The organism is Rudaeicoccus suwonensis (assembly GCF_007829035.1).
In the GTDB taxonomy this organism is placed as follows: domain Bacteria; phylum Actinomycetota; class Actinomycetes; order Actinomycetales; family Dermatophilaceae; genus Rudaeicoccus; species Rudaeicoccus suwonensis.
Genome location: NZ_VIVQ01000002.1, coordinates 32,912 through 56,723, shown reverse-complemented (window position 1 = coordinate 56,723; position 23,812 = coordinate 32,912). Strand labels below are relative to the sequence as shown.

At 66.7% G+C, this 23,812-nt stretch carries 22 protein-coding genes and 1 tRNA gene; 13 read left to right on the top strand and 10 right to left on the bottom strand.

The window, feature by feature from the left end:
- Positions 1-11: 11 nt before the first annotated feature.
- From BKA23_RS11460 to BKA23_RS11440, 5 genes are all read right to left on the bottom strand, one after another.
- Complete coding sequence (locus tag BKA23_RS11460; protein WP_145228720.1) at positions 12-485, bottom strand: nuclear transport factor 2 family protein; 474 nt, start codon at positions 483-485, stop codon at positions 12-14.
- 16 nt (positions 486-501) lie between these two features.
- Positions 502-933 (bottom strand): nuclear transport factor 2 family protein, encoded by a 432-nt coding sequence (locus BKA23_RS11455; protein ID WP_145228719.1) that lies wholly within the window; start codon positions 931-933, stop codon positions 502-504.
- 29 nt (positions 934-962) lie between these two features.
- Positions 963-1,985, bottom strand: coding sequence for a DJ-1/PfpI family protein (locus BKA23_RS11450; protein ID WP_145228718.1), 1,023 nt, complete (start codon positions 1,983-1,985; stop codon positions 963-965).
- A 194-nt stretch (positions 1,986-2,179) separates the two neighbouring features.
- Positions 2,180-2,596, bottom strand: coding sequence for a hypothetical protein (locus BKA23_RS11445; protein ID WP_145228717.1), 417 nt, complete (start codon positions 2,594-2,596; stop codon positions 2,180-2,182).
- A gap of 146 nt (positions 2,597-2,742) precedes the next feature.
- Positions 2,743-4,095 (bottom strand): serine hydrolase domain-containing protein, encoded by a 1,353-nt coding sequence (locus tag BKA23_RS11440; protein WP_145228716.1) that lies wholly within the window; start codon positions 4,093-4,095, stop codon positions 2,743-2,745.
- Positions 4,096-4,276: 181 nt separating this feature from the next.
- On the opposite strand from BKA23_RS11440, the gene BKA23_RS11435 reads away from it, so the two are divergent.
- The 9 genes from BKA23_RS11435 to BKA23_RS11395 all read left to right on the top strand — a co-directional run bounded on the left by BKA23_RS11435 (position 4,277) and on the right by BKA23_RS11395 (position 14,678).
- Positions 4,277-5,158, top strand: a complete 882-nt coding sequence (locus BKA23_RS11435) for a polysaccharide lyase family protein (protein WP_145228715.1) — start codon at positions 4,277-4,279, stop codon at positions 5,156-5,158.
- A 42-nt stretch (positions 5,159-5,200) separates the two neighbouring features.
- A complete protein-coding gene (tmk, locus tag BKA23_RS11430) occupies positions 5,201-5,797 on the top strand; it encodes a dTMP kinase (RefSeq protein WP_342783612.1) in 597 nt (198 codons plus the stop codon).
- Positions 5,794-6,945: a DNA polymerase III subunit delta' gene (locus BKA23_RS11425; protein WP_145228713.1), complete on the top strand. Its 1,152-nt coding sequence runs from the start codon at positions 5,794-5,796 to the stop codon at positions 6,943-6,945. Before tmk ends, BKA23_RS11425 begins: the two co-directional genes overlap by 4 nt.
- A gap of 41 nt (positions 6,946-6,986) precedes the next feature.
- Complete coding sequence (locus BKA23_RS11420; protein WP_246104624.1) at positions 6,987-8,519, top strand: alpha/beta hydrolase; 1,533 nt, start codon at positions 6,987-6,989, stop codon at positions 8,517-8,519.
- 131 nt (positions 8,520-8,650) lie between these two features.
- A tRNA-Thr gene (locus BKA23_RS11415) sits at positions 8,651-8,727 on the top strand.
- 164 nt (positions 8,728-8,891) lie between these two features.
- Positions 8,892-10,346, top strand: a complete 1,455-nt coding sequence (locus tag BKA23_RS11410; protein WP_145228711.1) for a benzaldehyde dehydrogenase — start codon at positions 8,892-8,894, stop codon at positions 10,344-10,346.
- 398 nt (positions 10,347-10,744) lie between these two features.
- Complete coding sequence (locus BKA23_RS11405; protein ID WP_170226491.1) at positions 10,745-13,195, top strand: FtsX-like permease family protein; 2,451 nt, start codon at positions 10,745-10,747, stop codon at positions 13,193-13,195.
- Positions 13,192-14,055, top strand: a complete 864-nt coding sequence (locus BKA23_RS11400) for an ABC transporter ATP-binding protein (RefSeq protein ID WP_170226490.1) — start codon at positions 13,192-13,194, stop codon at positions 14,053-14,055. The genes BKA23_RS11405 and BKA23_RS11400 overlap by 4 nt, the downstream gene beginning before the upstream one ends.
- Positions 14,052-14,678: an ABC transporter ATP-binding protein gene (locus BKA23_RS11395; protein ID WP_145228708.1), complete on the top strand. Its 627-nt coding sequence runs from the start codon at positions 14,052-14,054 to the stop codon at positions 14,676-14,678. Before BKA23_RS11400 ends, BKA23_RS11395 begins: the two co-directional genes overlap by 4 nt.
- A 4-nt stretch (positions 14,679-14,682) precedes the next feature.
- Here the strand turns inward: BKA23_RS11395 and BKA23_RS11390 are convergent, their stop codons facing one another.
- The 3 genes from BKA23_RS11390 to BKA23_RS11380 all read right to left on the bottom strand — a co-directional run bounded on the left by BKA23_RS11390 (position 14,683) and on the right by BKA23_RS11380 (position 17,792).
- The gene (locus tag BKA23_RS11390) at positions 14,683-15,999 is read right to left on the bottom strand and encodes a cytochrome P450 (protein ID WP_145228707.1); all 1,317 of its coding nucleotides are present in this window, start codon (positions 15,997-15,999) and stop codon (positions 14,683-14,685) included.
- A gap of 6 nt (positions 16,000-16,005) precedes the next feature.
- On the bottom strand, positions 16,006-16,767 hold the full coding sequence (locus BKA23_RS11385) for an alpha/beta fold hydrolase (RefSeq protein WP_145228706.1): 762 nt from the start codon (positions 16,765-16,767) through the stop codon (positions 16,006-16,008).
- A 122-nt stretch (positions 16,768-16,889) separates the two neighbouring features.
- Positions 16,890-17,792: an SGNH/GDSL hydrolase family protein gene (locus tag BKA23_RS11380; RefSeq protein WP_145228705.1), complete on the bottom strand. Its 903-nt coding sequence runs from the start codon at positions 17,790-17,792 to the stop codon at positions 16,890-16,892.
- Between the two features lie 125 nt (positions 17,793-17,917).
- Here BKA23_RS11380 and BKA23_RS11375 point away from each other — a divergent pair, with 125 nt between their 5' ends.
- Positions 17,918-18,157, top strand: coding sequence for a hypothetical protein (locus BKA23_RS11375; RefSeq protein ID WP_145228704.1), 240 nt, complete (start codon positions 17,918-17,920; stop codon positions 18,155-18,157).
- A gap of 4 nt (positions 18,158-18,161) precedes the next feature.
- Here BKA23_RS11375 and BKA23_RS11370 read toward each other — a convergent pair whose 3' ends face one another.
- Positions 18,162-19,073: an alpha/beta fold hydrolase gene (locus BKA23_RS11370; RefSeq protein ID WP_145228703.1), complete on the bottom strand. Its 912-nt coding sequence runs from the start codon at positions 19,071-19,073 to the stop codon at positions 18,162-18,164.
- 92 nt (positions 19,074-19,165) lie between these two features.
- Here BKA23_RS11370 and BKA23_RS11365 point away from each other — a divergent pair, with 92 nt between their 5' ends.
- Together BKA23_RS11365 and BKA23_RS11360 are read left to right on the top strand one after the other, a co-directional pair.
- Positions 19,166-19,789, top strand: coding sequence for a GntR family transcriptional regulator (locus tag BKA23_RS11365; RefSeq protein WP_145228702.1), 624 nt, complete (start codon positions 19,166-19,168; stop codon positions 19,787-19,789).
- Positions 19,790-19,796: 7 nt separating this feature from the next.
- Positions 19,797-21,233, top strand: a complete 1,437-nt coding sequence (locus BKA23_RS11360) for an MFS transporter (protein ID WP_246104623.1) — start codon at positions 19,797-19,799, stop codon at positions 21,231-21,233.
- 91 nt (positions 21,234-21,324) lie between these two features.
- Here BKA23_RS11360 and BKA23_RS11355 read toward each other — a convergent pair whose 3' ends face one another.
- The gene (locus BKA23_RS11355) at positions 21,325-21,849 is read right to left on the bottom strand and encodes an inorganic diphosphatase (protein ID WP_145228700.1); all 525 of its coding nucleotides are present in this window, start codon (positions 21,847-21,849) and stop codon (positions 21,325-21,327) included.
- Between the two features lie 90 nt (positions 21,850-21,939).
- Here BKA23_RS11355 and BKA23_RS11350 point away from each other — a divergent pair, with 90 nt between their 5' ends.
- Positions 21,940-23,364, top strand: coding sequence for a D-alanyl-D-alanine carboxypeptidase/D-alanyl-D-alanine-endopeptidase (locus BKA23_RS11350; RefSeq protein ID WP_170226489.1), 1,425 nt, complete (start codon positions 21,940-21,942; stop codon positions 23,362-23,364).
- Positions 23,365-23,812 lie beyond the last annotated feature (448 nt).

Here is a 23,812-nt window from a genome sequence, read left to right as displayed (position 1 = left end):
GTGTACCTTTCTCAGTCGACTTCGAAGTGTCCGAGCTGGCGGTTGACGCCGGCGTTGTCCCAGTAGGCACGGATGCTGTCGATCAATCCGTCCTCGTTGACATGCATGATGAATAGATGCGGTTCGGCGAAGTACTGGTTCTTCGGACTGATGAATCCCCAGGCGGATTGCTGGGTGCCGGTGATGTCGCACGCCACCACGACGTCACCGTCGTCGTTGCCGTCGATGTGGAAGACGTCGTTGCCCAGGTTCGGGAACGCATTGATCAGGCCGCTCCAGATGACACGACCGTTGGTGCGAACCTTGCCGGCGCCGCGAACGACGCGTTGTTTGGCCCAGACTTCGAAGGGGATGTAGTCGAAATCGCAGTTGTCGGTGCACAACTCGGTCATCGCCACGACGTCTCGTGCTCGGTAGACATCGAAGAATTCCGTGACGATCGACACAGCGGTTTGCGCGCGTGTCGTTGTTTGAATAGTGGTCATTGTTTGCAATTCCTTTTCAGACGATCGTCACGTGGTCCTGCCGCTTCACGGCAAGTCGTCGGTAGAGCTGGTTCTGGCACCAGTACGCTTCGATGGCACTGATCCGATCGTCGACGACGGTGAACCGCCATGCGGTGTCGATATCGAGGTGCTTCTCCTGATTGATGGCGCCGAGGAAATCCGCGGCCTGGGTGCCTTCGAGCTTGAACTCGGCGACGACAACCTGTCCGACCTCCACGATGTGGCTCACCGTGAGCAGCAGATCCGGAAAGGCCCGAGCGATATCGGTGAGAAGGTCGGCCAAGTCGGCTCTACCGCCGTCGATGACTCGTGTGGGAAAGACCGTCACGACGGCGTCGTCTCGCACGCACGAAAGTGCGCCTCCGATATCGCGCAGTCGAAGGCCGGTCAGGAAGGCTTCGACCGTCTGCCGGGATGATGTGGTCATGTCGACTCCTACGGGGTGTGGTCGTTCGGTCACAGCGCGTCGAGCGCTTTGAGCACTGCGTCGGCAGTCGCATCAGTGGAGTACGGGTTCTGACCAGTGATGAGGTTTCGGTCGACCACGACGTGGGATGCCCACGGATACGGTGCGTCGTCGAAGATCGCGCCGGCGTTCTGCAAGGCGGAGGCCAGCAGCCAGGGCATTCCGAGGCGCCCGATCTTGTTCTGGTCTTCTTCTTCGTTGGTGTATGACGTCAGCCGGTAGCCCTCGAACAGCCACTGCCCGTCATACCGGTCGGGGGCAGCCAGCAGAAGCGCCGGCGCGTGGCAGAGAGCCGAGATGACCGCACCCCGATCTTGCAGAATCGCCAAGAAGCGACCGACATCCGCGTTGTGCGGCAGATCGACCATCGGTCCATGGCCGCCAGGGGCGAAGATCGCATCGAAGGTGGCCATCTCGTCATTACTGAGTTCGGCCAGCGATCGCGGTGCCTGGAAGTCGGCGATCGAGGCGAGGCGGCCGCGACGATCGTCGGCCAAGGTCCGGGCGGCGGCGTCCAACTCCTCCACGGCTTCGCGAAGAGCAGCCTCGGACAAGCCCCCGTGCAGTCCGTCGTTGAGCATCACGTCCGTCAGAGTGCGATCGTGGACCCACGCCGTCTTCGCGGCCGCACTCACGAGATGGTGCGCCTCGCTCGGTGAGTGCCCTGCTGCTACCAGCTTCTGCGCGATTCGTCGTCCCGCAACCAATTCGAGTTCCGTCGAGTGGTGCAGCGTGATTCGAATGTCGTCCGGGTCGTGGTGGAACGTGCGGTAGACCGAGGCGAAGAAATCTCGATCCTCGTCCGGGTAGTGAAAGATCGGCTCCAGGCCATAAGGGTCCGGTGTGGGGGCCAGGCCGTCTGGGGTGAAGACCACCACCTCCACCCCAGCGGCGGACGCGAAGCGTTCGTAGGACTTCAGCGCTTCCTCTGCCCAGTAGCCGGTGGGGTGGTTGCTGCTGGTCAGCAGGTCGATCTCCCGTGCGCTTGACACGAGATAGGCGATGCGAGGCATGTAGCTCCTCCGCTCGAACGGTCGGATAACGTTCATCGACCGTATGCGCGCAGTGACCTGCGCCACATCGCAGAAAATCGCCGCGGGATACGACATTCCTGCAAATCCCGCGCAGCTGTCGGCGGCTCGTCGAACCGCCAGTCAGAGCCCACACACCAGGTGAGGGGCCCTGGCGAATCTGCAGGTGTCCGGCCTCAGCCCCTGCTCCAGCGGGTCGCCGGCGCCAACGGTGAGGAGCAGTCGTTCAGCTGACGATTGCCATCGAAGACCGGCTGCCCGGCATACCCGACGGGCCAGGTGACAGCGAGGTCGCCGAAGCCCGCGTTCGACGGCTGATCACTGTGAACGACGTTGTGCCGCAACGTTCCTCGCAATGTGACTCGCTTGCCGTCAAAGGCGACGACCGACACCTGCTCGTCCTCGTCGTCGCTGTTGAAGGAGACGCGGATCTTGCCGCTACGACCTGATGCGCCTGGTTCGAGGCACGTCAGCCGGAGGTCCTGGGTGACCCAGTAGGCGCCGACCGGGTGCAGCAAGCCCTTCGGACCGGCACTCAGCCGACCGGTCCATCCGCACCATCCGACGTAGATCAGCACCACGATCACAGCCATGACGCCCAGCCTGCGCCCTCGCGTGTTCATGGATGCATCCAAGGCGGCGTCGGCGAGAGTCGGCGGAGCGCGCCGCGGTCATCGGGGCGATAGTTATCGACCCGTGACGTCGGGCGGTCCGACACCGACCCGTCCGTGGCGCGGGTTCAGGGTGTCGGTTCGGCGAAACCGAGCGGCTGGCGGGTGAATCGGTAGGTCGCCCAGTTCAATTGGCGCACCGAGCCGTCCTCCCGCCGACGTATGACGAGCCGCTCGCCACGCTCACCGCCGCTGATGGTGCGGTAGCAGTCGTCCTCGATGCGCTCGAAGACCGACGGCGGGGTGCTCGCGGGAGCGCGGTCGATGCGCGCCGTGAGGCGACCGTCGGCAATGGCGAAGGTGAACGCGACGCCCTCGGAATACCACTGGCCCAGCAGCGGCAGCAGTTCGGCAGGTGCGACCGTGCCCGGCGTCCACGCATCGACCTCTTCCGGGTCGTGCTCGATGACATGGGTTCCGAGCTTGATGGCTGTGCCGGCCGGGTCTTTCGCTGAGCTGTTGTTCATCAAAACCGCTGCGGTTGTTCCGGATTCGGCCTCGGAGAAAAACCCGGTGATCGCGCCCGGAAGGCCGCCGGTGTGCCCGAACCACACGCGCCCACCCGAGCGGACCAACTCCAGGCCGAGGCCCCAGCTCTCGTTCCAACCGGCGTCGACGGTGACCAGCGGCTGACGCATCTCCTCCACCGTGTCGGGCGACAGGACAGACGAATCGGGGTCGAGCAGGAAACCGTGCCAGCGCACCATGTCCGACAGCGTGCTGCAGATCGCCCCCGCGGCACTCATCGCGTCGAAGGTCAGTGCAGGTTCATCGACCGGCACGTCCGTGACCGGTGAGACGTAATACTGCCGCGAGTGCGGCTCGACCAGACCGATCGTGGTGCGGCGCAACTCGAGCGGATCCAGCAGCCGGTGCTGTAGCGACTGCGTCCACTCGCGCCCGTCGAGGCGCGCGATGATCTCGCCCAACATCGCGTAACAGAGGTTGCTGTAGTGCCAGCGGTAATGCGGTCGCATAATCCGCTCGGCGTCATTCCACCCGGTGATCAGCGCGGCACGATCGGGGAACTTCAGCACGTCCCAGACGTCACCGATGGGCTCACGTTGCATGCCAGTGGTGTGCGAAAGTAGTTGCCGCACAGTCACATTGCCGTGCGTCGACTCCGGGATGTGCGTGTCGACGGTGTCGTCCAGCCTCAGCCTGCCCTCGTCACGCAACTGCATGATCATCGACGCGACGAAGGTCTTGGTGTTCGATGCGACCGGCCACTGGGTGTCGGCCCCCAACGGCACGCTGTCGTCGGTCAGGTCGGCGCGACCCACGCCCTCCGACCACAGGACGGTGCCGTGCCTGGCCACTCCCGCGACGAGGCCGGGGACCTTGCTCTCGTTCTGGGCCAACCGGGTCAGGCGGGACAGGTGGCGGGTTGTCTGGGGCAGCAGTTCGGCGGAGGACGACATGGCCCCGAGAATACGGCGGCATACCTGCGCTTGGTGCAGACTCCACCTCACGCCGCCCACGGATCGTCGGTGACCGGTCACCTCGCGGCCATGTCGTCGTCGCCGCACGGTCGCGCATCTCGGACACCATCAGCCCCAGGTCGATGGTCGACCACAACCGTCCGCGCAAGGGGTCACCGCGATGGCGTTCGCTGCCCACCTTCCGACGACCGACGTCGGGTCAACGGGACCTGTGCTGCGCACCGTCGGTGACGTCGGCCGGATCCGACTGGTATGGCGCGTGCCCACCGACGATGCCGGCGACTGGGACGTGCACGGCATCGCGACCGATGACGCCGCACGCTCGTGGACGCCCACTCGCGAGACCCTTCTGGCCACGGTCAGCGAGCCACGGTTCGCCCACGAGGGGCTCGGCCCGGCGGCTCAGCGCTGGTCCTACCGGGTGGTGCCTGCGCCGGCGTCGCTTCACCCACCACTCGGGCCGATCACCGCGACCTCCCGCACCTCGGTGGTCCTCTCGGGCCGGCCCGTCGCGGTCGTCGGTTCCTTCGACGGCAGCGGTCTCGAACTTGCCTTGGCACCAACGGGTTTCGTGCATTACCAGTCGACCTTCCCGCGCGACGTCGACTTCCGCTTCGGCTTCGATCGTCCTGAGGTGACCTGGAGCTACCTGCAGCCCGGGCCTGACGACGCCTGGGCAGGACGCCGTGGCCACCGGTTCCGGCTGCGCTTCGATCTGGATCGTGCTCCTGAGCAGGATCTGGACCTCGCGCTCTGGCTGACCGACCGGCACGCGACGCGGGCAGGCTCGGCATCCGTGCTGGTCAACGGATGCCCGGGGGAGTCGTTGTTCTTCGACGAAGCGTCCGCATCGTCGACGGTTTCCTTGCCCGCAACGACCCGGGCGAGCGGGCCCGAGCCGGGTGGCGGGCCGGCATACATCGAGCGGGAGATCGACCGGCGGTTGCTGCGAGTCGGCGAGAACATCATCGATCTGGTGAAGGACCACGGCTCCTGGATCGCGTATGACGCAGTCGGGGTCTTCGCGCGCGCCGGCTCCTGAGCGGAGACGGCACTGTCCGACGCATCGCCTAGGCTCGCTCACGTGTTCATTGCGTTCGAAGGCGGCGACGGCGCGGGCAAGTCGACACAGATCCGGCTGCTGCAGCAACGCCTGAGTGACGCGGGCCGCGAGGTGCTCGTGACCCGCGAGCCGGGCGGCACTCCGCTCGGGGTGCAGATCCGCGAGGTGCTGCTGCACGGCGATCACGTCGCTCCGCGCGCCGAGGCGCTGCTGTTCGCTGCCGATCGTGCGCACCACGTTGCCACCGTCGTGCGACCGGCGCTCGCGAGGGGTGCGGTGGTGCTGCAGGACCGCTATCTGGACTCCTCCGTCGCCTATCAGGGAGCCGGGCGCGAGCTGGATCCCGTTGATGTGCGCGGGCTTTCGATGTGGGCCACCGAGGGCCTGCTGCCGGCGTTGACGATCCTGCTCGACGTCTCTCCGCAGGTCGGCCGGGACAGGCGCGGTGGAACCCACGACCGGCTCGAGCAGGAGGCCGACGATTTCCACTCGCGGGTGCGTGAGCACTTCCTCGCGCTCGCCGCCGCCGAGCCGCAGCGGTATCTCGTGCTCGACGCCGCCCTGCCCGCCGAGCAGATCGCCATCGCTGTCGCCGAGCGAGTGGACGCGTTGCTGTGAGCGTCTGGCGCGATGTCGTGGGCCAGCCTGATGCCGTTGCGACGCTGTCGGCGGCAGTCGAAGACCCCGCACGTATGACGCACGGTTGGCTGCTCACCGGGCCGCCCGGATCCGGCCGGTCGATCGCAGCGCGGGCCTTCGCCGCCGCCCTCGAGTGTGCCGATCACGGATGCGGCCAGTGCCATGAGTGCCGCACCGTGCTGGACGGCAGCCACGCCGACGTGACCGTGATGGCGACCGAAGGATTGTCGATCCAGGTCAAGGATGCGCGCGAGCTGGCAGAACTCGCCCAGCACCGCCCGGCGGTCGGCCCGTGGCGGGTGATCATCATCGAGGATGCCGACCGCCTCACCGAGCGCGCCGCCGATGCATTGCTGAAGGCCCTCGAGGAGCCAGTCCCGCGCACCGTGTGGTTGTTGTGCGCGCCGTCGGTCGAAGACGTCATCATCACGATCCGCTCCCGGTCGAGGCACGTGCGGCTTCGCACCCCGTCGCCGGAAGCTGTCGCCGAACTCCTCGTCCGCCGCGACGGCATCGACGCAGCTGTGGCGACCCACGCCGCCCGTGCGGCACAGTCGCACGTCGGTCTGGCGCGACGGCTGGCCACCGACCAGGGCGCGCGCGACCGACGCCGGTCCACGGTGCTGCTCGGCATGAGCATCCGCAGCCTCGGCGACGCGATGACGGCCGCAGCCGACCTCGCCTCGCTCGCCGCCGACGAGTCGTCCGCCAGCAGCGCGCAACGCGATGCCGCCGAAAAGGACCGGCTGATGGCGCAATTGGGCGCTGATCCGGCATCGCGCACCCAGCCGCCGCACGTGCGATCGGCAATCTCCGCGCTGGAGAAGGAGCAAAAGACGCGCGCGACACGATTCGGTCGCGACGTTATCGACCGATCGCTGATCGATCTGATGTCGTTCTATCGCGACGCGCTCGTCATACGTTCGGGGGAGACCGTCGATCTGGTCAACATGGACCTGCGTGACGACATCGCCCGGTTCGCAGCAGTGCGCACCAGCGAGGAGTTGTTGTCGGCGATGGACACCGTCGGCACCGCCCGAGAGCGCATCGCCGCCAACGTGCCGCCGCTGCTGGCGCTTGAGGCGATGGCGATCGGGTTGCGACCGGCGGCGCAGCAGGTGCTCTGAGCAGCCGAGTCCCCGAAGTTTGATGGCATAACCTGCCGTGCGTGAAGACACGGACAGCAGGTGTGCTGGCGGCAGCGGTGGCGCTCGGGATTGCGGTTTCGGGGTGCAGCAGCAGTTCATCCTCGTCGGCGACATCGGTCGCGCCGTCGGCGTCCGCCTCGGCCGTCGCGGGGACTCCGGCTGCGCTCGCGAAGTTCTACGACCAGCACATCGACTGGAAGAACTGCGGCGACGTGCAGTGTGCCAAGCTCACCGTGCCGGTCGACTACAGCGACCCGAGCGGGGCGACGATCCAGTTGGCGATCGACCGCGTCCCTGCGACGGGCAAGCGGGTCGGCTCGCTGGTGGTCAACCCCGGCGGGCCCGGAGGGTCGGGTTACGACTATGCAGCTGCGGCGACGCAGATCGTCAGCTCGGCGGTGCTGTCGTCATACGACATCGTCGGCTTCGACCCGCGCGGCGTCGGCCGGTCGGCCCCCATCACCTGCCTGGACGATTCGGCGCTGGACGCCTACATCGGCGCCGACCCGACGCCGGACACTCCCGCCGAAGAGCAGGCGGCGGTGACGACGAATCGCAACTTCGGGCTGGCGTGTGAGAAGAACGCCGGTCCGTTGCTCGCGCACGTGTCGACGGTCGACGTCGCCAAGGACATGGACATCCTGCGCGCGGCGCTGGGCGAGACGAAACTGAACTACCTCGGCAAGTCCTATGGCACCTTCATCGGCTCGACGTACGCCGGGATGTTCCCGCAGCGTGTCGGACGGTTCGTGCTCGACGGCGTCGTGCCGCCGGACATCACCACGACGCAGGAGAACCTCGGGCAGGCGCAGGGATTCGAGCAGGCGACCCAGTCGTACGTGCGCAACTGCGTCGCTCAGGGCAATTGCCCGCTCGGCAGCAGCCTGGACGCCGGGATGGCTCGCATCCGGCAGTTCCTGAAGGACTCCGACACCAACCCGCTGCCGGTGACCGGCCAGGGGGACGTCACGAAGCTGACCGAGGGGTGGGCATCGATCGGCGTCGCCGACGCGATGTACTCCAAGCAGTCGTGGCCCGTGCTCACCCAGGCCTTCCAGCAGGCGTTCGCCGGCAGCGGCAACGCGATGATGGCGCTGGCCGACGACTACGCCAGCCGCAACTCCAATGGCACCTACAGCGACAACATCATGCAGGTCATCAATGCGGTGAATTGCCTTGACCGCAGCGCGAGTTCGAACGTGCAGACCTACGTGCAGGATGCCCAGCAGTTCGCCAAGACCGCGCCGACGTGGGGCCCGATGCTCGCGTGGGGGTCGCTGTCCTGCGGCGAATGGCCGATCAAGGCCACCGGTCATCCGGAGAAGATCACGGCGGCAGGCTCGGGGCCGATCCTGGTCGTGGGCACGACGCGCGACCCGGCAACGCCATACCAGTGGTCGGTGCAGCTGTCGAAGGAACTGCAGAATGGTCACCTGCTCACCTACGACGGCGACGGGCACACGGCATACATGGAGGGTTCGAGCTGCGTGGACGGTGTGGTCGACGACTACATCCTGAACGGAGTTGTGCCCCCTGCAGGAAAGACCTGCTGAGCTGTATGCCGCAGCGGGCGTCGCGTCGCCACACGTCTCGTGGGCCCGTTGCGCCCTCGATTCGGCGCGGCCGCAGGTCGCTGCGTATACTCATCGCGGCCCAACGGTGCACCGGTTGCGACACAGGCCAGGCCGCCTTAGCTCAGTCGGCTAGAGCGATTCACTCGTAATGAATAGGTCGTCGGTTCGATTCCGACAGGCGGCTCCACGTGATGGCGCGGATTCTCAGCAATGAGAGTCCGCGCCATTTTCGTTCTGTCAGTCAGGTCGTCAGTCAGGTCGTCAGTCATGCTGGTCGTGGCATCGTCAGTGCCGAGGTGCCGTCGATGCCGTGCTTCCGTTGTCACGGCTTCCAGCTCATAGGGAGTTCAGATGATTCTTGATTCGGCAGCGTGGCCGGGCAACATCTTCACCGGCGAGTGGAGGACCGGCTCCGGAGGAACCTCACCCGTCGTGGCCCCCGCGACCGGAGACGTGCTCGAAACCATAGGCATAGCAAGCCCTTCCGATGTCTCGGCGGCCACGGAGGTTGCTGCCGATCGGCAGCCGGAGTGGGCCGCCAGACCGTATGACGAGCGCGCGGCAGTCCTTCGCGCAGCCGGACGGCTGTGGGAGCAGCATCAGGACGAGTTGGCCCACTGGCTCAAATCAGAGACCGGATCAGTGACCGGCAAGGCGTTCTTCGAGCTGGGCACAGCAGCGCAAGAGTGTTACGAAGCCGCGGCCCTCGCATCGGCTCCCTACGGTGAGCTGCTGCGCTCGAACCAGCCGCGGTTGAGCATGGCCAGGCGCCGACCCGTCGGGGTCGTGGGAGTCATTGCGCCGTTCAACGCTCCGTTGATCCTGTCGATCCGAGCCGTTGCGCCCGCCCTTGCTCTGGGCAACGCGGTGGTGCTCAAGCCCGACACCCGGACAGCGGTCAGCGGCGGAATCGCGTTGGCGCGGGTGTTCGAGGAAGCCGGACTGCCGCCCGGGCTGTTGTCAGTGCTGCCCGGTGGAGTCGATGTCGGCGAGGCGATCGTCACCGATCCGCGGGTTCCAGTCATCGCTTTCACCGGTTCCACTGCTGCGGGTCGTCGGGTCGCCGCCCTGGCGGCGGATTCCCTCAAGCGTGTGCACCTCGAGCTCGGCGGCAACAGTGCGCTGGTCGTGCTCGACGACGCGAACCTTGAACGTGCGGCGGCGGCCGGTGCGCAGGGCTCGTTCTTCCATCAGGGTCAGATCTGTATGGCGACCAGCCGCCACTTGGTCCACGAGTCGATCGCCGCCGACTACACCCGATTGTTGGCGGAGCGTGCCGACTCGATGACGGTGGGAAATCCGGTCGCCGGGGAGGTCGACCTCGGGCCGATCATCGACGAGCGGCAACGCGACCGCATCCACGACCTTGTCACCTCGTCTGCGGATCAGGGCGCCTCCGTCGTAGCCGGTGGTCGCTACGACGACTTGTTCTACCGACCGACCGTGCTGACGGACGTCACCGCGGATCATCCGGTGTTCCGCGAGGAGATTTTCGGACCCGTCGCTCCTGTCACGACCTTCCGCACCCTCGACGAAGCGGCCGCTCTGGCATCGAGCACGACGTACGGGTTGTCGCTGGGCATCCTGACCGCCGATGTGCTGAAGGGGCTGGAACTCGCTGATCGAATTCCGTCCGGGATCGTTCACATCAACGACCAGACCGTGAATGACGAAGCCACCATCCCGTTCGGTGGTGTCGGTGACTCTGGCACGGGGTCGAGGCATGGCGGTGCGCAGGCCAATCTCGACTCGTTCACCGACGTCCAATGGGTGACGATGCGTCGTGAGCCGCCTGGTGCGGGGTGACGGCTGCACCCGCACAGCTGACCTGCAGTGATTTCCTGCGACGCAAGACCATGAGCGGGGTGAACCAGCGCCTCAATTCACAGCCCTTCAGCGTTACGCGGGGCTAGCATGCGGACGGTTGCGACATACACGTCGTTCGACGGTGCCCCGCTGACGAAGCCGGCGCCGGGCGCCTGCACTCGCGACGCACGGGCTGCTTCATCGGCCGCGTGGCTGCCATCCGGATGTGGGGGAGATTGGTGCTGTTATCGGGGATTGCCCGTCGGTCGCGATGGTTGCAGGGGGTTCTGCTGGGGTTGACTGTGTGCTTGATGGTGGCCTCGGCCGCTGCGGTCCCGCTGCTGAGCAGGTCGTTCGAATACGCGTTGATTCAGTTCCACGCACGTTCTGAAGGAACTGTGGGCAGCGAGGTGCAACTCACGACGTCAGGTGGTGGCCTGGAGCCGGCGACCACGGTGAGTTCGTGGCTCGATCCGAGGGTGCGGGCGGTGACGGGGCCGCCGACCCAGTCGTCGACGGTCTTGGCCAACTGGCCGGCGATGTCGGTCTACGTGTCGGTGCAATACACCCAGGGTGGGTGCGGGCAGGTGCGGATCGTGCAGGGGCGCTGCCCGAACGGGCCGAACCAGGTGATGATGTCGACGGCCACGTGGCAGCAGGCGTCGCTACAGCACCTGCGGTTGGGGTCCACCGTCGATCTCGGTGTGTCTCTTGCCTCGACATATGGGGCAGGCCCCTTTGACGCCCCGCTGCCGGTGACGGTCGTCGGCGTGTATTCGGCGTCGGCCGATGCTTTCTGGGGTGGTAACGATCCGGGTCGCTACATGCAGAGCCCGAAGGGTGGCACGGAGGCGTCAGCGACCCTTCTTACGGACAGCGCCACGTTCGCCGGTCAATTGACCACGTCCGGAGCGCACCAGTGGGCGAATGTGGCGACGTCGGCGACATTTCCGTTGAAATACACCGCGTTGACACCGCAGACTCTCGCTGCCGCGACGGCCGGATTGCAGGCGACTGCGTCGCACAACGTGTCGGTCTACGAGTCGCTGTCCCAGGTGCAGTCGCAGACCCATGAGGACGTCACGCAGGTGCGACAGATCCTTCCGGTGTTGTTCGTGCAACTGGGAACGGTGCTGCTGATCCTGCTGCTCCAGATTGTTCGCTTCCTGGCCGATGCCCGCCGCGGCGAAGCTGCTGTCTTGAAGATGCGCGGCAATGGCACCGTCGGGGTGCTTCGGCTGGGCGCGGCGGAGTTCGCTCCGGCATACGTTCTGGGTGCATTGACAGGTATGGCGCTGGCATACGGCGTCGACCAGTTGACCCGTGTCTGGTGGCTTCCTGCGCGCATCGGGCCGGCATGGGATTGGTGGGCGCTGATCGCCGGATGCGGTGCAGCGTTGGTGGCCTTGGGCGTCTGGCTCGCGTGCTGGTGGGCCATGGGGCGTTCGAGCATCACCCTGTTGCTTCGAGCCAGGCCACCGCGGCGGCGTGGCATCGCGGTGTCAGCTCCGCTGGCCGTGCTCGCGGCGGTCTGCGTGATCGGGGTCGTGCTGACCGCGACGCACAGTGTGACGGGTGCGCTGGTGCAGGTCACGCCAGTGCTGTTGGCGGGACTCGTGGCGCTCGTCGTGGCGGTCGGGCTGGCGCCGGTGGCGGCGTGGGCTGTTCGTGGTCTTCTGGCGGCTCGGGCGGCGACCGGTGCGCTGGCGGCGGCGCAACTGGGACGCCGAGCCGGTGCAGCGTTGGCATTGACCACATTGATCGTCACGGCTGCGCTGATGGTGCTGAGCATCAGTGTCTACTCGCGCGGTGAGCAGAATCGCGCGACTCGCACTGCCGCCGACCTGGGTGCTTCGGTGGTGATCGATGCTGCAGCAGACTCCGGTTCGCCGACCGGCCCGGGCCTGGTTGCGGCGGTTGATTCCGTCGATCCCCATCACCGCGAGTTCAGCCCGGCGGTGGAGATCACCGCCGACTCCTCGATCGGCATCAGCGTGCTCGGTGTCGTGCCGTCGGACATGCAACGCATCGGCGCGCGAACGGGCCTGGCACAGCAGGTGCCGTGGGCTGCCCTGGCCGGAGGGTCCGCCGATGAACCGGCCGCGATCGCGTCCGCCTGGACCACCCCGTCGTCGGTCGGCCAAGTGATCGACGGGCCGACGATGAACGATCAGTCGGGCCCGTTCAAGGTGGTGTCCGTGCTGCCGTACGTGCCGGGAGCCGGCGCCCAGACGATCGTGGTCAATCTGAAATACCTTCTGGCGCAAGGAGATCGAACAGACAACCTCGCCTTCCAGGTGTTCTCGTCCACGGACGATCCCGCTGCCCTGCACCGGCTCACCGCAGCGTTGAACAACGAGGGCTTCGATCAGGTCAGCATCATGACCACCCGGCAGATCCGCGCCGGGTATGACGCGACTGCCACGGCGTGGGCCTCCAAACTGAACCTCGTGGTGTCGGCGCTGTCGGTTCTGGCGGCTTTGGCCAGTGTGGCGCTCATCGCTGTCGCATCGGCCGGCGATCGACGCAGGGACCTGCGCGCGCTGGCCACCGGAGGGGTGCACCGCCGGATGTTGCGGCGAGCCACGATCGGTGAGTTCGCCTTGCTGGCACTGGTGGGCAGCGTGATCGGCGCGATCACTGCTCCCGTGGCGGCCTGGTTGACGGGCCCCACGATGCTGTGGTGGTCGAGCCCGCCTGCTCAGCCGTTGACCCGCACGGGCTTCTCCTGGCTACCTGGCTCAGCAGCAGCGGTCTTGCTGGTGCTCGCGCTCGTCGTGGTTGCGGCCGGTTTCGGATGGCGACTCACCAGCAGCGTCGACGACTCTCATGCGAAGGTCTCCGAATGAGCGCCCCGATCACCGAACCGGTGGCCCCGATCGTCGGCGTCGAAGGTCTCGTGCAGATCTACACCGTCGACGGGCGCTCCGTCGCCGCGCTGTCCGGCGTCAACCTGGCCGTGCGGGAGGGCGAGATCGTGGTCCTCGTCGGTCCGTCCGGTGCCGGCAAATCGACGTTGCTCAGCGTGCTCGCTGGTCTCACTCCGCCGACCGCCGGCCGCGTCCGCGTCGCCGGCCACGACCTGAGCAATGCCACCGGAACAGAACTCGACCTGGCTCGTGGCACCGGGCTCGCAGTCCTGCTGCAGGACGTCCGCAAGAACCTGTTGCCTTATCTGACGGTCCGGCAAAACATCGAACTCGGCTGGCCCAAGCGGGTGGCCGGCCGGATCGACGCCGAGGCAGCGCTGGATGTCGTCGGCATCTCGGCCGAGCTGAGGGATCAAGCTGTCCACGCCGTGTCCGCGGCAACCAGGCAACTGGCGGCGATCGCCGCCACCATTGCCACCAGTCCATCCGTATTGCTCGCCGACGAGCCGACCAGCAATCTCAACAGGGACGATGTCCGCGCAATCACGGCAGCGCTGTCACGGGCCAACCAGCAGCTGGGCACCACCATCATCGCGGTCACACATGATCTGGATGTGGCCACCGCGCTCAAGGCAAGGGTCGTCACGATCCGCGACGGGCGCATCCGGATGGAGGCCCAGGGCGGCAACACCCAGGTCTTCGTCCGCGAAGACGGCAGCGTCCCGCTGACCGACGACATCCTCGCGGACTTCCCGCCAGGCACCGTGGTGTCGTTGACTGCCGGCCCGGACCCACACACCTTCATCGTCCGGCGAAGCGCACCCGAGGGGCCAGCATGATCGATCTCACTGCCGTCACCGTGCATGACACGCTCGGGCAACCGATCTTCACCGACCTCGACCTGCGCGTCTCCAGCACGCAGATCCTCATCGTGATGGGGCACGCGGGGAGCGGGAAGTCGGCGCTCATCGATCTGTGTCGCGGCCAACTCGACGCGGTCGCCGGCACGGTGCGCATCGACACCGACCATTGCGGCGTGATCACTCAAACCTATGATCTTTGTGAATCTCTGACGGTCGCCGAAAACGTCCTGTTGCCACTGATCGCTCGCGGTGTCGCCTTCGCCGACGCGCGCCGCCTCACCGGCGAAGCGCTGGAGACCTTCGGTGTCACCGCTGTCGCCAACCACCTCATCGACGAGATCTCCGGCGGACAGCGTCAACGCGTCGCGATCGCTCGCGCCACGGCCGACCACCCCGCCGTCATCCTCGCCGATGAGCCCACATCGGCTCTCGATCCCAAGAACCGCGAAATCGTCCTCGACCAACTCCGTCACGCCGCCGACGACGGTGCCGCCGTGCTGATCACGACCAACGACAATCAGCTCGCCGAAATGGCAGACGTGATCATCGATCTGAGCGTGCCGGCGACGCGGCGCTCAGCCGCGCGATCACAGGGCTGAGTAGTCACGCCCAACTGATCGGCAGCCGCTTCACCCCGCGCTGGAAGTTCGACCGCAGCAGAGCAGGCTCACCGGCGGGTTGTATGTCGGTGGTCCGGGTCAGCAGCTCACGGAACAGGTGCGTCATCTGAACCCGCGCCAGGTGCGCACCGACACACACGTGCGGGCCGTGCCCGAACACCCTGTGGTTGTTCGGTTTTCGGTCGATTCGCAGTTCCTCTGGCCGGTCGAAGACGGCCGGGTCACGATTCGCGCCGACATACGACACGACGACCTTGTCACCGGCACGCACGGCCGTTTCCCCGAGTTGTATGTCGCAGGTCGCCGTGCGGCGAAAGGTCATCACCGGCGTCCACCACCGCAGCAGTTCGTCGACGGCGATCGGGATCAGCGACGGGTCCGACCGCAGCCGCTGCATGTCGTCCGGGTGTGACAGCAGCGCGATCATCGCCCCGGGCAGACCGTTGCGCAGCGTCTCGTTGCCCGCGACCGCGAACAACCAGAACATGTTCTCGAACTCCTCGACGGACAACTGCCCACCATCGTCGCCGCGCTGCGCCAGCAGGATCGACATCACGTCGTCACCGGGATCCGCGCGCTTGGCGTCGGCCAGCAGATGGGCGTAGTGATACAGATCCGGCATACCGTCCCGGCCGCGTGGGTCGGGCAGGTGACCGTCCACGTCGGCTTCGGGTCGCAAGGCAAGAGCGGCCTGAGCGATCGAAGTCCCTTCTGCCGCATCGAAACTCGCCGAACCGGCATAGTCCGGATCCAGAAAGCCGATCACCCGGTTCGACCAGTCGAACATCAGCCCACGGTCCTGCGCAGGCACCCCGAGCACGTCCGCGAGAGTCAGCAGCGGCAGATCCGCGGCGACATCCTTGGCGAAGTCGCACTCGTGCGGGCCGGCCAGCATCCGGTCGACGATCGCGCCCGCATGCCCTGCGATCTGATCCTCCAGAGCCCGCACCGCACGCGGCGTGAACGATGCAGCAATCATCTTGCGCAGCCGGGTCTGTTCCGGCGGGTCCATGTTGAGCATCATCCGGCGCACGTAGTCCAGATCGCGCGGCGTCGCCGGATCGCGGATCTGGGTACCGCCGAGCGCCGAAGAGAACGTCTGCGGGTCCTTCACGACCTCGCTGACCAGGGAGTGATCGATCACCAGGTGGTAGCCGGGCCCCTCCGGCAGTCCGGGCAAGGCTGGCTCGTCGACCCAGTGCACCGGGCCGTTCGCGCGCAACTGCTCGATCAGGTCGAACGGCACGCCGCGGGTGTAGGTGTCCGGGTCGTGCAGGAGGGCCGTCGGCGGGCGCGTCATACGTTGTCAGTCGTGTATGCCGAGGGCGTCGTTCAGGTGGGTCATGAACTCGTCCGGCGCTTCGTACATCGCATAGTGGCCGGCGTCGTCGATCACATTCATGACGGCACCGGGGTACATCTGCAGCCAGGTCGCCTCGCAGGTCTGCGGCCCGAGCGCCGGGTCGCGCGCTCCGGCGATGATCCGCAACGGCACCTCGACGCGCGGCACCTCGTCGTGGAAGTCGGTCTTGCCCCACGAGGGCAGGTACGCACCGAAGGCATCCCGCCGGGAGTTGTCGACCGAGAAGCGCACCATCTGCTGCACCCACTCCTGCGGGCGCACATTGCCGGTGGTGAAGTCGATGATCGCGGCGCGGTTGTCGTCGCTGGCGGCAGCGCCGTCGAACAGCGCCCACGAGTCGTCGTCGAACGGAATGCCTGTCGGCGGCACCGGTGAGACGCCGACCATCGCCGTGACCCGGTCGGGCGCGTCGGCGAAGACGCGCATCATCGCCGACCCGCCCATCGAGTGACCCACCAATGCGTAACGATCCCAACCGAGTTCGTCGGCCAGCGCGATCGCGTCGGCGCTGATCTCGGCGATGCTGTGATCGCCGGTCTCGTCCTGGCGACTGCCATAACCGCGGTAGTCCAGGAAGGCGAACGTGCAGCGGTCGGTGTCGAGCCGCTCCGGCAACTCACCCCACCCCTGCGCCGAACCGAACCACCCGTGCAGGGCAATGACGTGCATCGGGCCGGAGCCCACCAGGACGTGACCGATTGTCATGAGCGCAGACCTCTTCGTCGATATCGCGTTGCCTCGACAACAGTAGTGGCGCAGGTCACACGCAGGGCCAGACTCGACGGAATTGTCGACCCGCCGGAGTTTCGGTTGCTCTGCTCAACGGGTCAGAGTCCGAGTGCGGCTTCGAACGCCCGCGCATAGGCCTGCTCGCCGAGAGCGTTGGGGTGCACCGGCACGAATTGCGTTGCAAAAAGCGCTGGTTCGACCCAGCGGGTGCCGACGGCCTGGCAGGCGTCGTGGCCGGTCGACACACCGGTCATGTCGACATACGTCACGCCGACCTTGGCGGCCGCGCGTTGGATCGCGCTGTTGAGAGCGGTCTCGATGTCGTTCACATAGGCCAGGTCGCCGCTGGCGATCGGCATCTGCGGGAAGCATCCGGAGCCCGATGCGGGCAGGATCCGCGGGTAGCCGCCGATGGCGATGCGCGCGTTGGGAGCCTTTGCCCGGACCTCCTGCAGCGCCTTGACGACGTTCGGGTAGGTCGAGGTGTTGATGGTGTCGACGAACTTCGAGCCGTAGAGCGTCTTGCACGGATCGCCGGTGCCGAGAGTTGCGATGCCGGCGGAGCCGCACTCCAGGATCGTGTCGAGGAAGACGTCGCTGTCGTTGCCGCCGATGGTCATCGTGACCAGTTGCGTGCTGGACGACAGCGCGTTCAACTGAGGCGGTGTGACGATCGGGTACTGCGCGCTGGTGAAGTTCGAGGTGTCCGCGCCGCCGCAGGTGACGTCCTTGAGGTTGTACTTCTGCGAACTGGCGATCAGGTGCGCATAGTTGAGCGTCGACTGCAGGCACAGCGGGTTGACACCCGGGCTCAGCGGCAGCAGGCCGGAACCGGCGCTGTAACTGTCGCCCATCGCGACGTAGTTGAACGGGGCTGTGGCGCTGGGGCGGACGGTCGCGGCGTGAGCGGGCGCGCCGATCGCCAGGGTCGCCGTCGCAAGTGCGGTCACGGCGCCGATCGCCGCGAGAGAGTGTTGCAGCAGGGGGTTCTTCCGGGTCATGGCATGCCTTCCACAGGATTCCTACTGGCCAGTAATGCCAATCCACTGTGCCGTAGATCACATTGGTCGTCAATGGTGCGGTCCCGACTCGCCGCCTGTCGGCGCGGCGGCGCACAATGGACCTCGTGACCCTGTATGCCGCCAGCCTGCACACCGCCCTCGATGAGCCCGACGGGCACCCGTTGGGCATCGGCATGGGCTTTTTGCTGATCTGCGTCGGCATGATCATCTGCTTCCTGCTCATGGTCGTGCTCGGGAAGAAGCTGGAACAGCGGCGCGGGCCGCGCCCACCGCAGCGCTACCCGATTCTGCAGGCAAAGGACGAGGAACGTGCCGAGCGGGCCCGCCGCAAGGCCAACGGCTGAGCCGTCAGTTGTCGGTCGCCCCTGCTGAGGTGATGCGCTGCAGGATCGCCTCGCTCACCAGGTCGGCATTGACCTCGGGCAGCCAGTGCCCGGCGTCCGGCACCTCGACGAATTCGTAGTCCCCGCCGATGAATTCGGCGGTTTTCTCTGCTGCGGCACGGCCAAGCGCAAAGTCATGGCTGCCCCACACGTAGGTGGTCGGCACCTGCACCTTGCGACTACGCGGCGCCGCCGTGGCTGCGCCGGCAGATGACGGCGCAGCCGCCCGCTTGGCCTTCGCCGACCGCTTCATCGACGAAAGCATCGCCTTGCTGGCCGGCATGGAGCGATACCAGCCCAGGCCCCCGCTGAGCGAGGCGGGCGTGGCGAACTTCTCGGCATACTTCGCGGCATCCTCGGCCGTCATGCCGGTCTTGACGTACAGTCCGGGCAGCCGGCGGTGCACTGATCGCTCGGCGATCCATGGCAGTTGGAAGAACACCATGTAGCCGCTCTTGCGCCACTGGTCGCTGTGCGTGAATGCCCAACCCATCGCGGCCGGATGTGGCGTCGACAGCACCGTCACCGAGGCAACCCGATCGCTGTGCCGGCTCGCAAGGTGCCACGCGACGGCACCACCCCAGTCGTGACCGACGACGTGCACGCGGGCGGCGCCTGCGGCATCGGCAAGGGCGATGACGTCCAGGGCGAGCTGATCGAGCCCGTATGCCGTGCGGCTCTTCGGCGTCGCGCGAGGCGAATAGCCGCGCTGATCCGGTGCCAGGGTGCGATGGCCGGCCGCATTGAGCTCGGGCGTCACCTTGTCCCACGCGCGCCTGTCCTGGGGGAAGCCGTGCAGCAGGATCACGACCTCGCCGCCGGCCGGACCGCTGTCGGTCACGTCGAAGGTCAGGCCGTCGCGCACGAAGGTGTCCATGCGTCGACAGTAGTGGCCCAGGCGACGCGGCTGGAGCGCCGCGCAGCTCGGTGTTGTCGATGCGTCTCTGTTGTATCTAAGATAGATGCATCATGAGCGCGAGTGACACGGCATATGAGCACGTCAAGAACGCCATCTTCTCCGGCGAATTGGCGACATCCACCTTCATCACCGAGGGCGAGGTGGCCGACGAGGTGGGGATCTCGCGCACGCCGGTGCGTGAGGCCTTTCTTCGACTCCAGGCCGAGGGCATGATCGAGCTCTATCCGAAGAAGGGCGCGCTCGTCATACCTGCGACCGCGCAGGAGACGCGCGAGGTCTTCGAAGCGCGGGCCCTCATCGAGCAGTGGGCCGCGAACCAGGTCTGGGCGCGGCGTGCCGATGCCGTGCCGGGGCTGCGGGAGCAACTCGACGCGATGGATGCTGCTCGTCGCGCAGGTGACGCCGCGGCCTTCTCGGCGGCCGATCGCGCGTTCCACGCGGTCATCGTCGATCTGGCCGGCAACTCGGTGATTGCACGGCAGTACGCACACCTGCGTGATCGCCAGGTGGTCATCGTCGCCACGAACATCCGCAGTGGAGCGTCCCGTATGGCGGCATCCTGCGCCCAGCATCGTGAGTTGCTGCGGCTGCTCGAGTCGGGCACCAAGGCGGCCTTCGTGGCGGCTTGCGGCGAGCACGTCAGTTATGCAGGAAACCTGGCGATCGCGCGATGAGCGCGTCGTGAGTGCGACCGCGGCAGGGCCGTCGGCATCGACGCCGCAGGAGTCCGCCCAGTCGGCATCGACCACCTCGCCCGCGTTGGCCGGATCCGGTGAATACGCTTCTCCGCTGTGGCCACTCGGTGGTCGACGGGCGTGGGCGGTGTGGTTGTCCGCGCTGTCCATCTACATCCTGGCGATCTTTCACCGAACTTCTCTCGGCGTCGCCGGGGTGATCGCCGCGGACCGATTCCACATCAGTTCCGGGCAACTCGCGACCTTCGTCGTGGTCCAACTGCTGGTGTATGCCGCGATGCAGGTGCCGGTCGGTGTGCTGTTGGACCGCTACGGATCCAAGGCGCTGCTGCTCGCCGGGATCATCACGATGAGCCTGGCTCAGTTCGGCTTCGCCTACGCCCACACCTTCGCCGCCGGAATCGTCGCGCGCGTCTTCGTCGGCATGGGGGACGCCATGATCTTCGTGTCGCTGCTGAGGCTCGTCGCATTGTGGTTCCCGCCCGCGCGAACACCGATCATGACGCAGCTGTGCAGCGTGTTCGGGCAGATCGGAGCGATCACCGCCGAAGGGCCGTTGGCCTTCGCGTTGCGCGACCTCGGCTGGCGCACGTCATACGAGCTCGCGGCCGGCGCAGGTGTGATCTTCGGCGCGATTCTCGTTGTTGTGGTGCGGGATTCGCCATACCGCAGCACCGCACGCACCCAGGTGCGGTTACGTGCCGTGCGGCAGGGCGTGGCGATGACCTGGCGGGAGCCGGGCACCCGCCTCGGGCTCTGGTGCCATTTCACCTCGCAGTTCTCGGCGACGGTGTTCACCCTGATGTGGGGATTCCCGTTCCTCACCAAGGGCGAAGGTCTGTCGACCGGTATGGCGAGCCTGTTGTTGGAGCTGATGATCGTCGCCTCGATTTCGACGAGTCCGCTCTACGGAGCGTTCACCGCGCGATTCCCGTATTCCCGCTCAAGCCTCGTGCTGACCACCGTGACCGGCATCATGACGATGTGGGCGGTGGTGCTGCTCTGGCCGGGGCGGGCGCCGCTGTGGCTGCTGATCGTGCTGGTGCTCGTCACCGCGATCGGTGGGCCGGGGTCGATGATCGGATTCGACCTGGCCCGCACGTTCAATCCGCCCGGGCGACTGGGCAGCGCCTCCGGGATCGTCAACGTCGGAGGCTTCAGCGCGGCCCTCGGCTCGATCCTGCTGATCGGCCTGCTGCTGGATCATCTCTCACCCGGTGGACCGAATACGTATGACCTGCACGCCTTTCGGGTCGCGCTGAGCGTGCAGTACCTCGTGTGGTTCGTTGGCATCGTGCAGATCGTGCGGCTGCGTCGACGCACTCGTCGGCTGGTCCACGCGCACGACGGTCTGGCGCATCTGCGGGTCGGTGTGCCACGGCCGGGCGCGGCATACAGAAGCGGCCGACCACCTGGTCGGTGATCGGCCGCTTGCCGTTCGATACTGCGGGGTGTCAGGTCGCGGGGTGTCAGGTCACGCCGTGTCAGGTCGCGGGGTGTCAGGTCACGCCGTGTCAGTGACCGGCGGGCATAGCCCAACGTGCGGTGTCGACGCCCTGGTCCTTGGCGCGGGCGATCGCCTCGCCGACGATCTGCTCGGCCTCGGCGCGTCCGACCCAGTGCGAGCCGTCTTCGACCGATTTGCCCGGCTCGAGGGCCTTGTAGGTCTCGAAGAAGTGCTTGATCTCGGCCTGCAGGAACTCCGGCACGTCGGCCAGGTCGTTCATACCGTCGGTGCGCGGGTCGCCCGCGACGACACACAGGATCTTGTCGTCGCCACCGGCCTCGTCGACCATCTTGAAGACGGCGATCGGCCGAGCCTCGACGACGCAGCCGGGCACCACGGACTCCTCGATCAGCAGGATCGCGTCCAACGGGTCGCCGTCCTCGCCGAGTGTGTGCTCGATGTAGCCGTAGTCGGCGGGGTACTGCATCGAGGTGAACAGGCGGCGGTCTAGGCGAATCCGACCGGTCTCGTGGTCGATTTCGTACTTGTTGCGGCTGCCGCGGGGGATCTCGATCGTGACGTCGAACTCCATGTAGCGTTCCTTTTGGTTCAGATGGGTTGGTGTATCTGCTGCGCCCAGTCTCCCGCACAGCCCGCCACGACGAGAACACGAGGGTCACGAATGCGCCGACCAGCCATCGCGGCAGTCACTGCCGGTGGCCTGCTCGTGGCGGTCTGCGGGTACGGCGCCCTCAACGCGTATGCCGGTGCTCCCGGCCCGCTGACGACCGCGGGTGCGGCTCGCCCGGCGGTGCCGCAGCCGGGAGCGAGCACTGTCGGGCCGAAGGTCGCCGCGCCGGCTGCGCCGTTGATTCCCGCCGGCATCGCGATCGCCGACGGCTCGGTGGCATTGCCGGCGAAGGTGGCAGCTCGTATCTCGACGGCCTTGCACAGCAGCGTGCTCACCGGCACCACCGCCTTCGAGGTGCGTGACGCGCTGACCGGCTCGGTGCTCTTCACCCAGGATCAGAACAAGGCGCTGACCCCGGCGTCGACCACGAAACTTCTCACGGCGTGGGCCATCGCCAACACGATGGACCTGGCGAAGCCGCTTGTGACCAAAGTTGTTGCGGGTGGCGGCAATTCGATCATCCTGGTGGCCGGTGGCGACACCGCGCTGAACCCCGGCAAAGGCGACCCCGATGCAGTCAACGGTCATGCCGGACTGGCCGATCTGGCCGCGCAGGTCGCAGCCAACCTCAAGCGGCAGGGTCGCACCTCGGTGTCGCTGGACGTGGATACGTCATACGCCCCGGGGCCGTTGACTGCTGCGCACTGGACAGCGCAGGAGGTTGCGCTCGGCTACACCGCGCGCATTGCGATGCTGGGGTTGTCGACGCAGCGAGCGACCGATCCGGCCCGGCCCACCCCGGCCGATCCGGTGGCGTCGACCAAGGCTGCATTTGCCAAAGACCTTCAGGCGCAGGGTGTTTCGGTCGTTTCTGGCAGCTCGGTGAAGGCGGAGTCGGGCGCGGCGCAGCTTGGGGCGGTCTACTCATCGCCGTTGGTCGACGTGCTGGGGGACGCGCTGCAGCAGAGTGACAACGCCATGATCGAGTCGCTCGCGCGGCAGGCGGCATTCGTGCATGGCATCGGCGGAAGCACCGCGGATGTCGCCGGATTCGTCGAAAGGACGCTGGCTGCAGGTGGTTTCGACCTGAGCGGCGTCAAACTTCAGGATGTGTGCGGGCTCTCCGAGGGGACGACGGTGCCTGCGAGATTGCTGAGCGACGTGTTGGTGTCGGGCACCACCGGCAAGAACAAGCCCTTCGCGCAGGTGCTGAGTCGTCTGTCCGTCGGCGGCTACAACGGCACGCTCGACAACCGGTTCCAGGCCAGCACCAACGAATCCGCGGCTGGCGACGTGCGCGCCAAGACTGGTTCGTTGCTGGGGGTCGCGGCGCTCGCGGGCACGGTGATCGACGCCGACGACCGGGTGCTGGTCTTCGCGCTCATCAACAACGGCCCGGAGTCGCAGGGCAGCTACGCCACCCGCGCCGCCCTCGACAACATCATCGCCGCGCTGCAGGGCTGCGGCTGCTCGTGATCTGCACGGCTCCGGCTTCCTGCTGCTGCACGCCGCCGGCTGCGCCTGACCTGCACGGCTCCGGCTGCGCCTGACGTGCACGGCTCCGGCTGCGCCTGACGTGCACGGCTCCGGCTTCCTGCTGCTGCACGCCACCGATTCTTCGGACGGTGCGGACGGGGCCCCAGCTGGTCTCGTGTGTCTCGCCTGTCCCATGCGGTGGTTGAGATGTCGATCAGTTCCGGCTCACGCGTCGATACTCGTAAGTAAGCGTCATGTCGACCAGCGTCCGGCGTCCGGCGTCCGGCGGCCGCCCAAAGTATGGCGTTTGGGGTTGGCGCCTTTGGTCTCATGTGCCTCGCCTGTCCTACGGCGGTGGTTGAGATGTCGATCTGTTCCGGCCCACGCGTCGATACTCGTAAGTAAGCGTCATGTCGACCAGGCCCCGGAGCCGGGTCGTCCCGTCCGA

What these genes read in the sequence shown, in the direction of transcription:
- BKA23_RS11460 (WP_145228720.1), bottom strand. Translation starts at nt 485, where the DNA reads ATGACCACTATTCAAACAACGACACGCGCGCAAACCGCTGTGTCGATC.
- BKA23_RS11455 (WP_145228719.1), bottom strand. Translation starts at nt 933, where the DNA reads ATGACCACATCATCCCGGCAGACGGTCGAAGCCTTCCTGACCGGCCTT.
- BKA23_RS11450 (WP_145228718.1), bottom strand. Translation starts at nt 1,985, where the DNA reads ATGCCTCGCATCGCCTATCTCGTGTCAAGCGCACGGGAGATCGACCTG.
- BKA23_RS11445 (WP_145228717.1), bottom strand. Translation starts at nt 2,596, where the DNA reads ATGGCTGTGATCGTGGTGCTGATCTACGTCGGATGGTGCGGATGGACC.
- BKA23_RS11440 (WP_145228716.1), bottom strand. Translation starts at nt 4,095, where the DNA reads ATGTCGTCCTCCGCCGAACTGCTGCCCCAGACAACCCGCCACCTGTCC.
- BKA23_RS11435 (WP_145228715.1), top strand. Translation starts at nt 4,277, where the DNA reads ATGGCGTTCGCTGCCCACCTTCCGACGACCGACGTCGGGTCAACGGGA.
- BKA23_RS11410 (WP_145228711.1), top strand. Translation starts at nt 8,892, where the DNA reads ATGATTCTTGATTCGGCAGCGTGGCCGGGCAACATCTTCACCGGCGAG.
- BKA23_RS11400 (WP_170226490.1), top strand. Translation starts at nt 13,192, where the DNA reads ATGAGCGCCCCGATCACCGAACCGGTGGCCCCGATCGTCGGCGTCGAA.
- BKA23_RS11395 (WP_145228708.1), top strand. Translation starts at nt 14,052, where the DNA reads ATGATCGATCTCACTGCCGTCACCGTGCATGACACGCTCGGGCAACCG.
- BKA23_RS11390 (WP_145228707.1), bottom strand. Translation starts at nt 15,999, where the DNA reads ATGACGCGCCCGCCGACGGCCCTCCTGCACGACCCGGACACCTACACC.
- BKA23_RS11385 (WP_145228706.1), bottom strand. Translation starts at nt 16,767, where the DNA reads ATGACAATCGGTCACGTCCTGGTGGGCTCCGGCCCGATGCACGTCATT.
- BKA23_RS11380 (WP_145228705.1), bottom strand. Translation starts at nt 17,792, where the DNA reads ATGACCCGGAAGAACCCCCTGCTGCAACACTCTCTCGCGGCGATCGGC.
- BKA23_RS11370 (WP_145228703.1), bottom strand. Translation starts at nt 19,073, where the DNA reads ATGGACACCTTCGTGCGCGACGGCCTGACCTTCGACGTGACCGACAGC.
- BKA23_RS11365 (WP_145228702.1), top strand. Translation starts at nt 19,166, where the DNA reads ATGAGCGCGAGTGACACGGCATATGAGCACGTCAAGAACGCCATCTTC.
- BKA23_RS11355 (WP_145228700.1), bottom strand. Translation starts at nt 21,849, where the DNA reads ATGGAGTTCGACGTCACGATCGAGATCCCCCGCGGCAGCCGCAACAAG.
- BKA23_RS11350 (WP_170226489.1), top strand. Translation starts at nt 21,940, where the DNA reads ATGCGCCGACCAGCCATCGCGGCAGTCACTGCCGGTGGCCTGCTCGTG.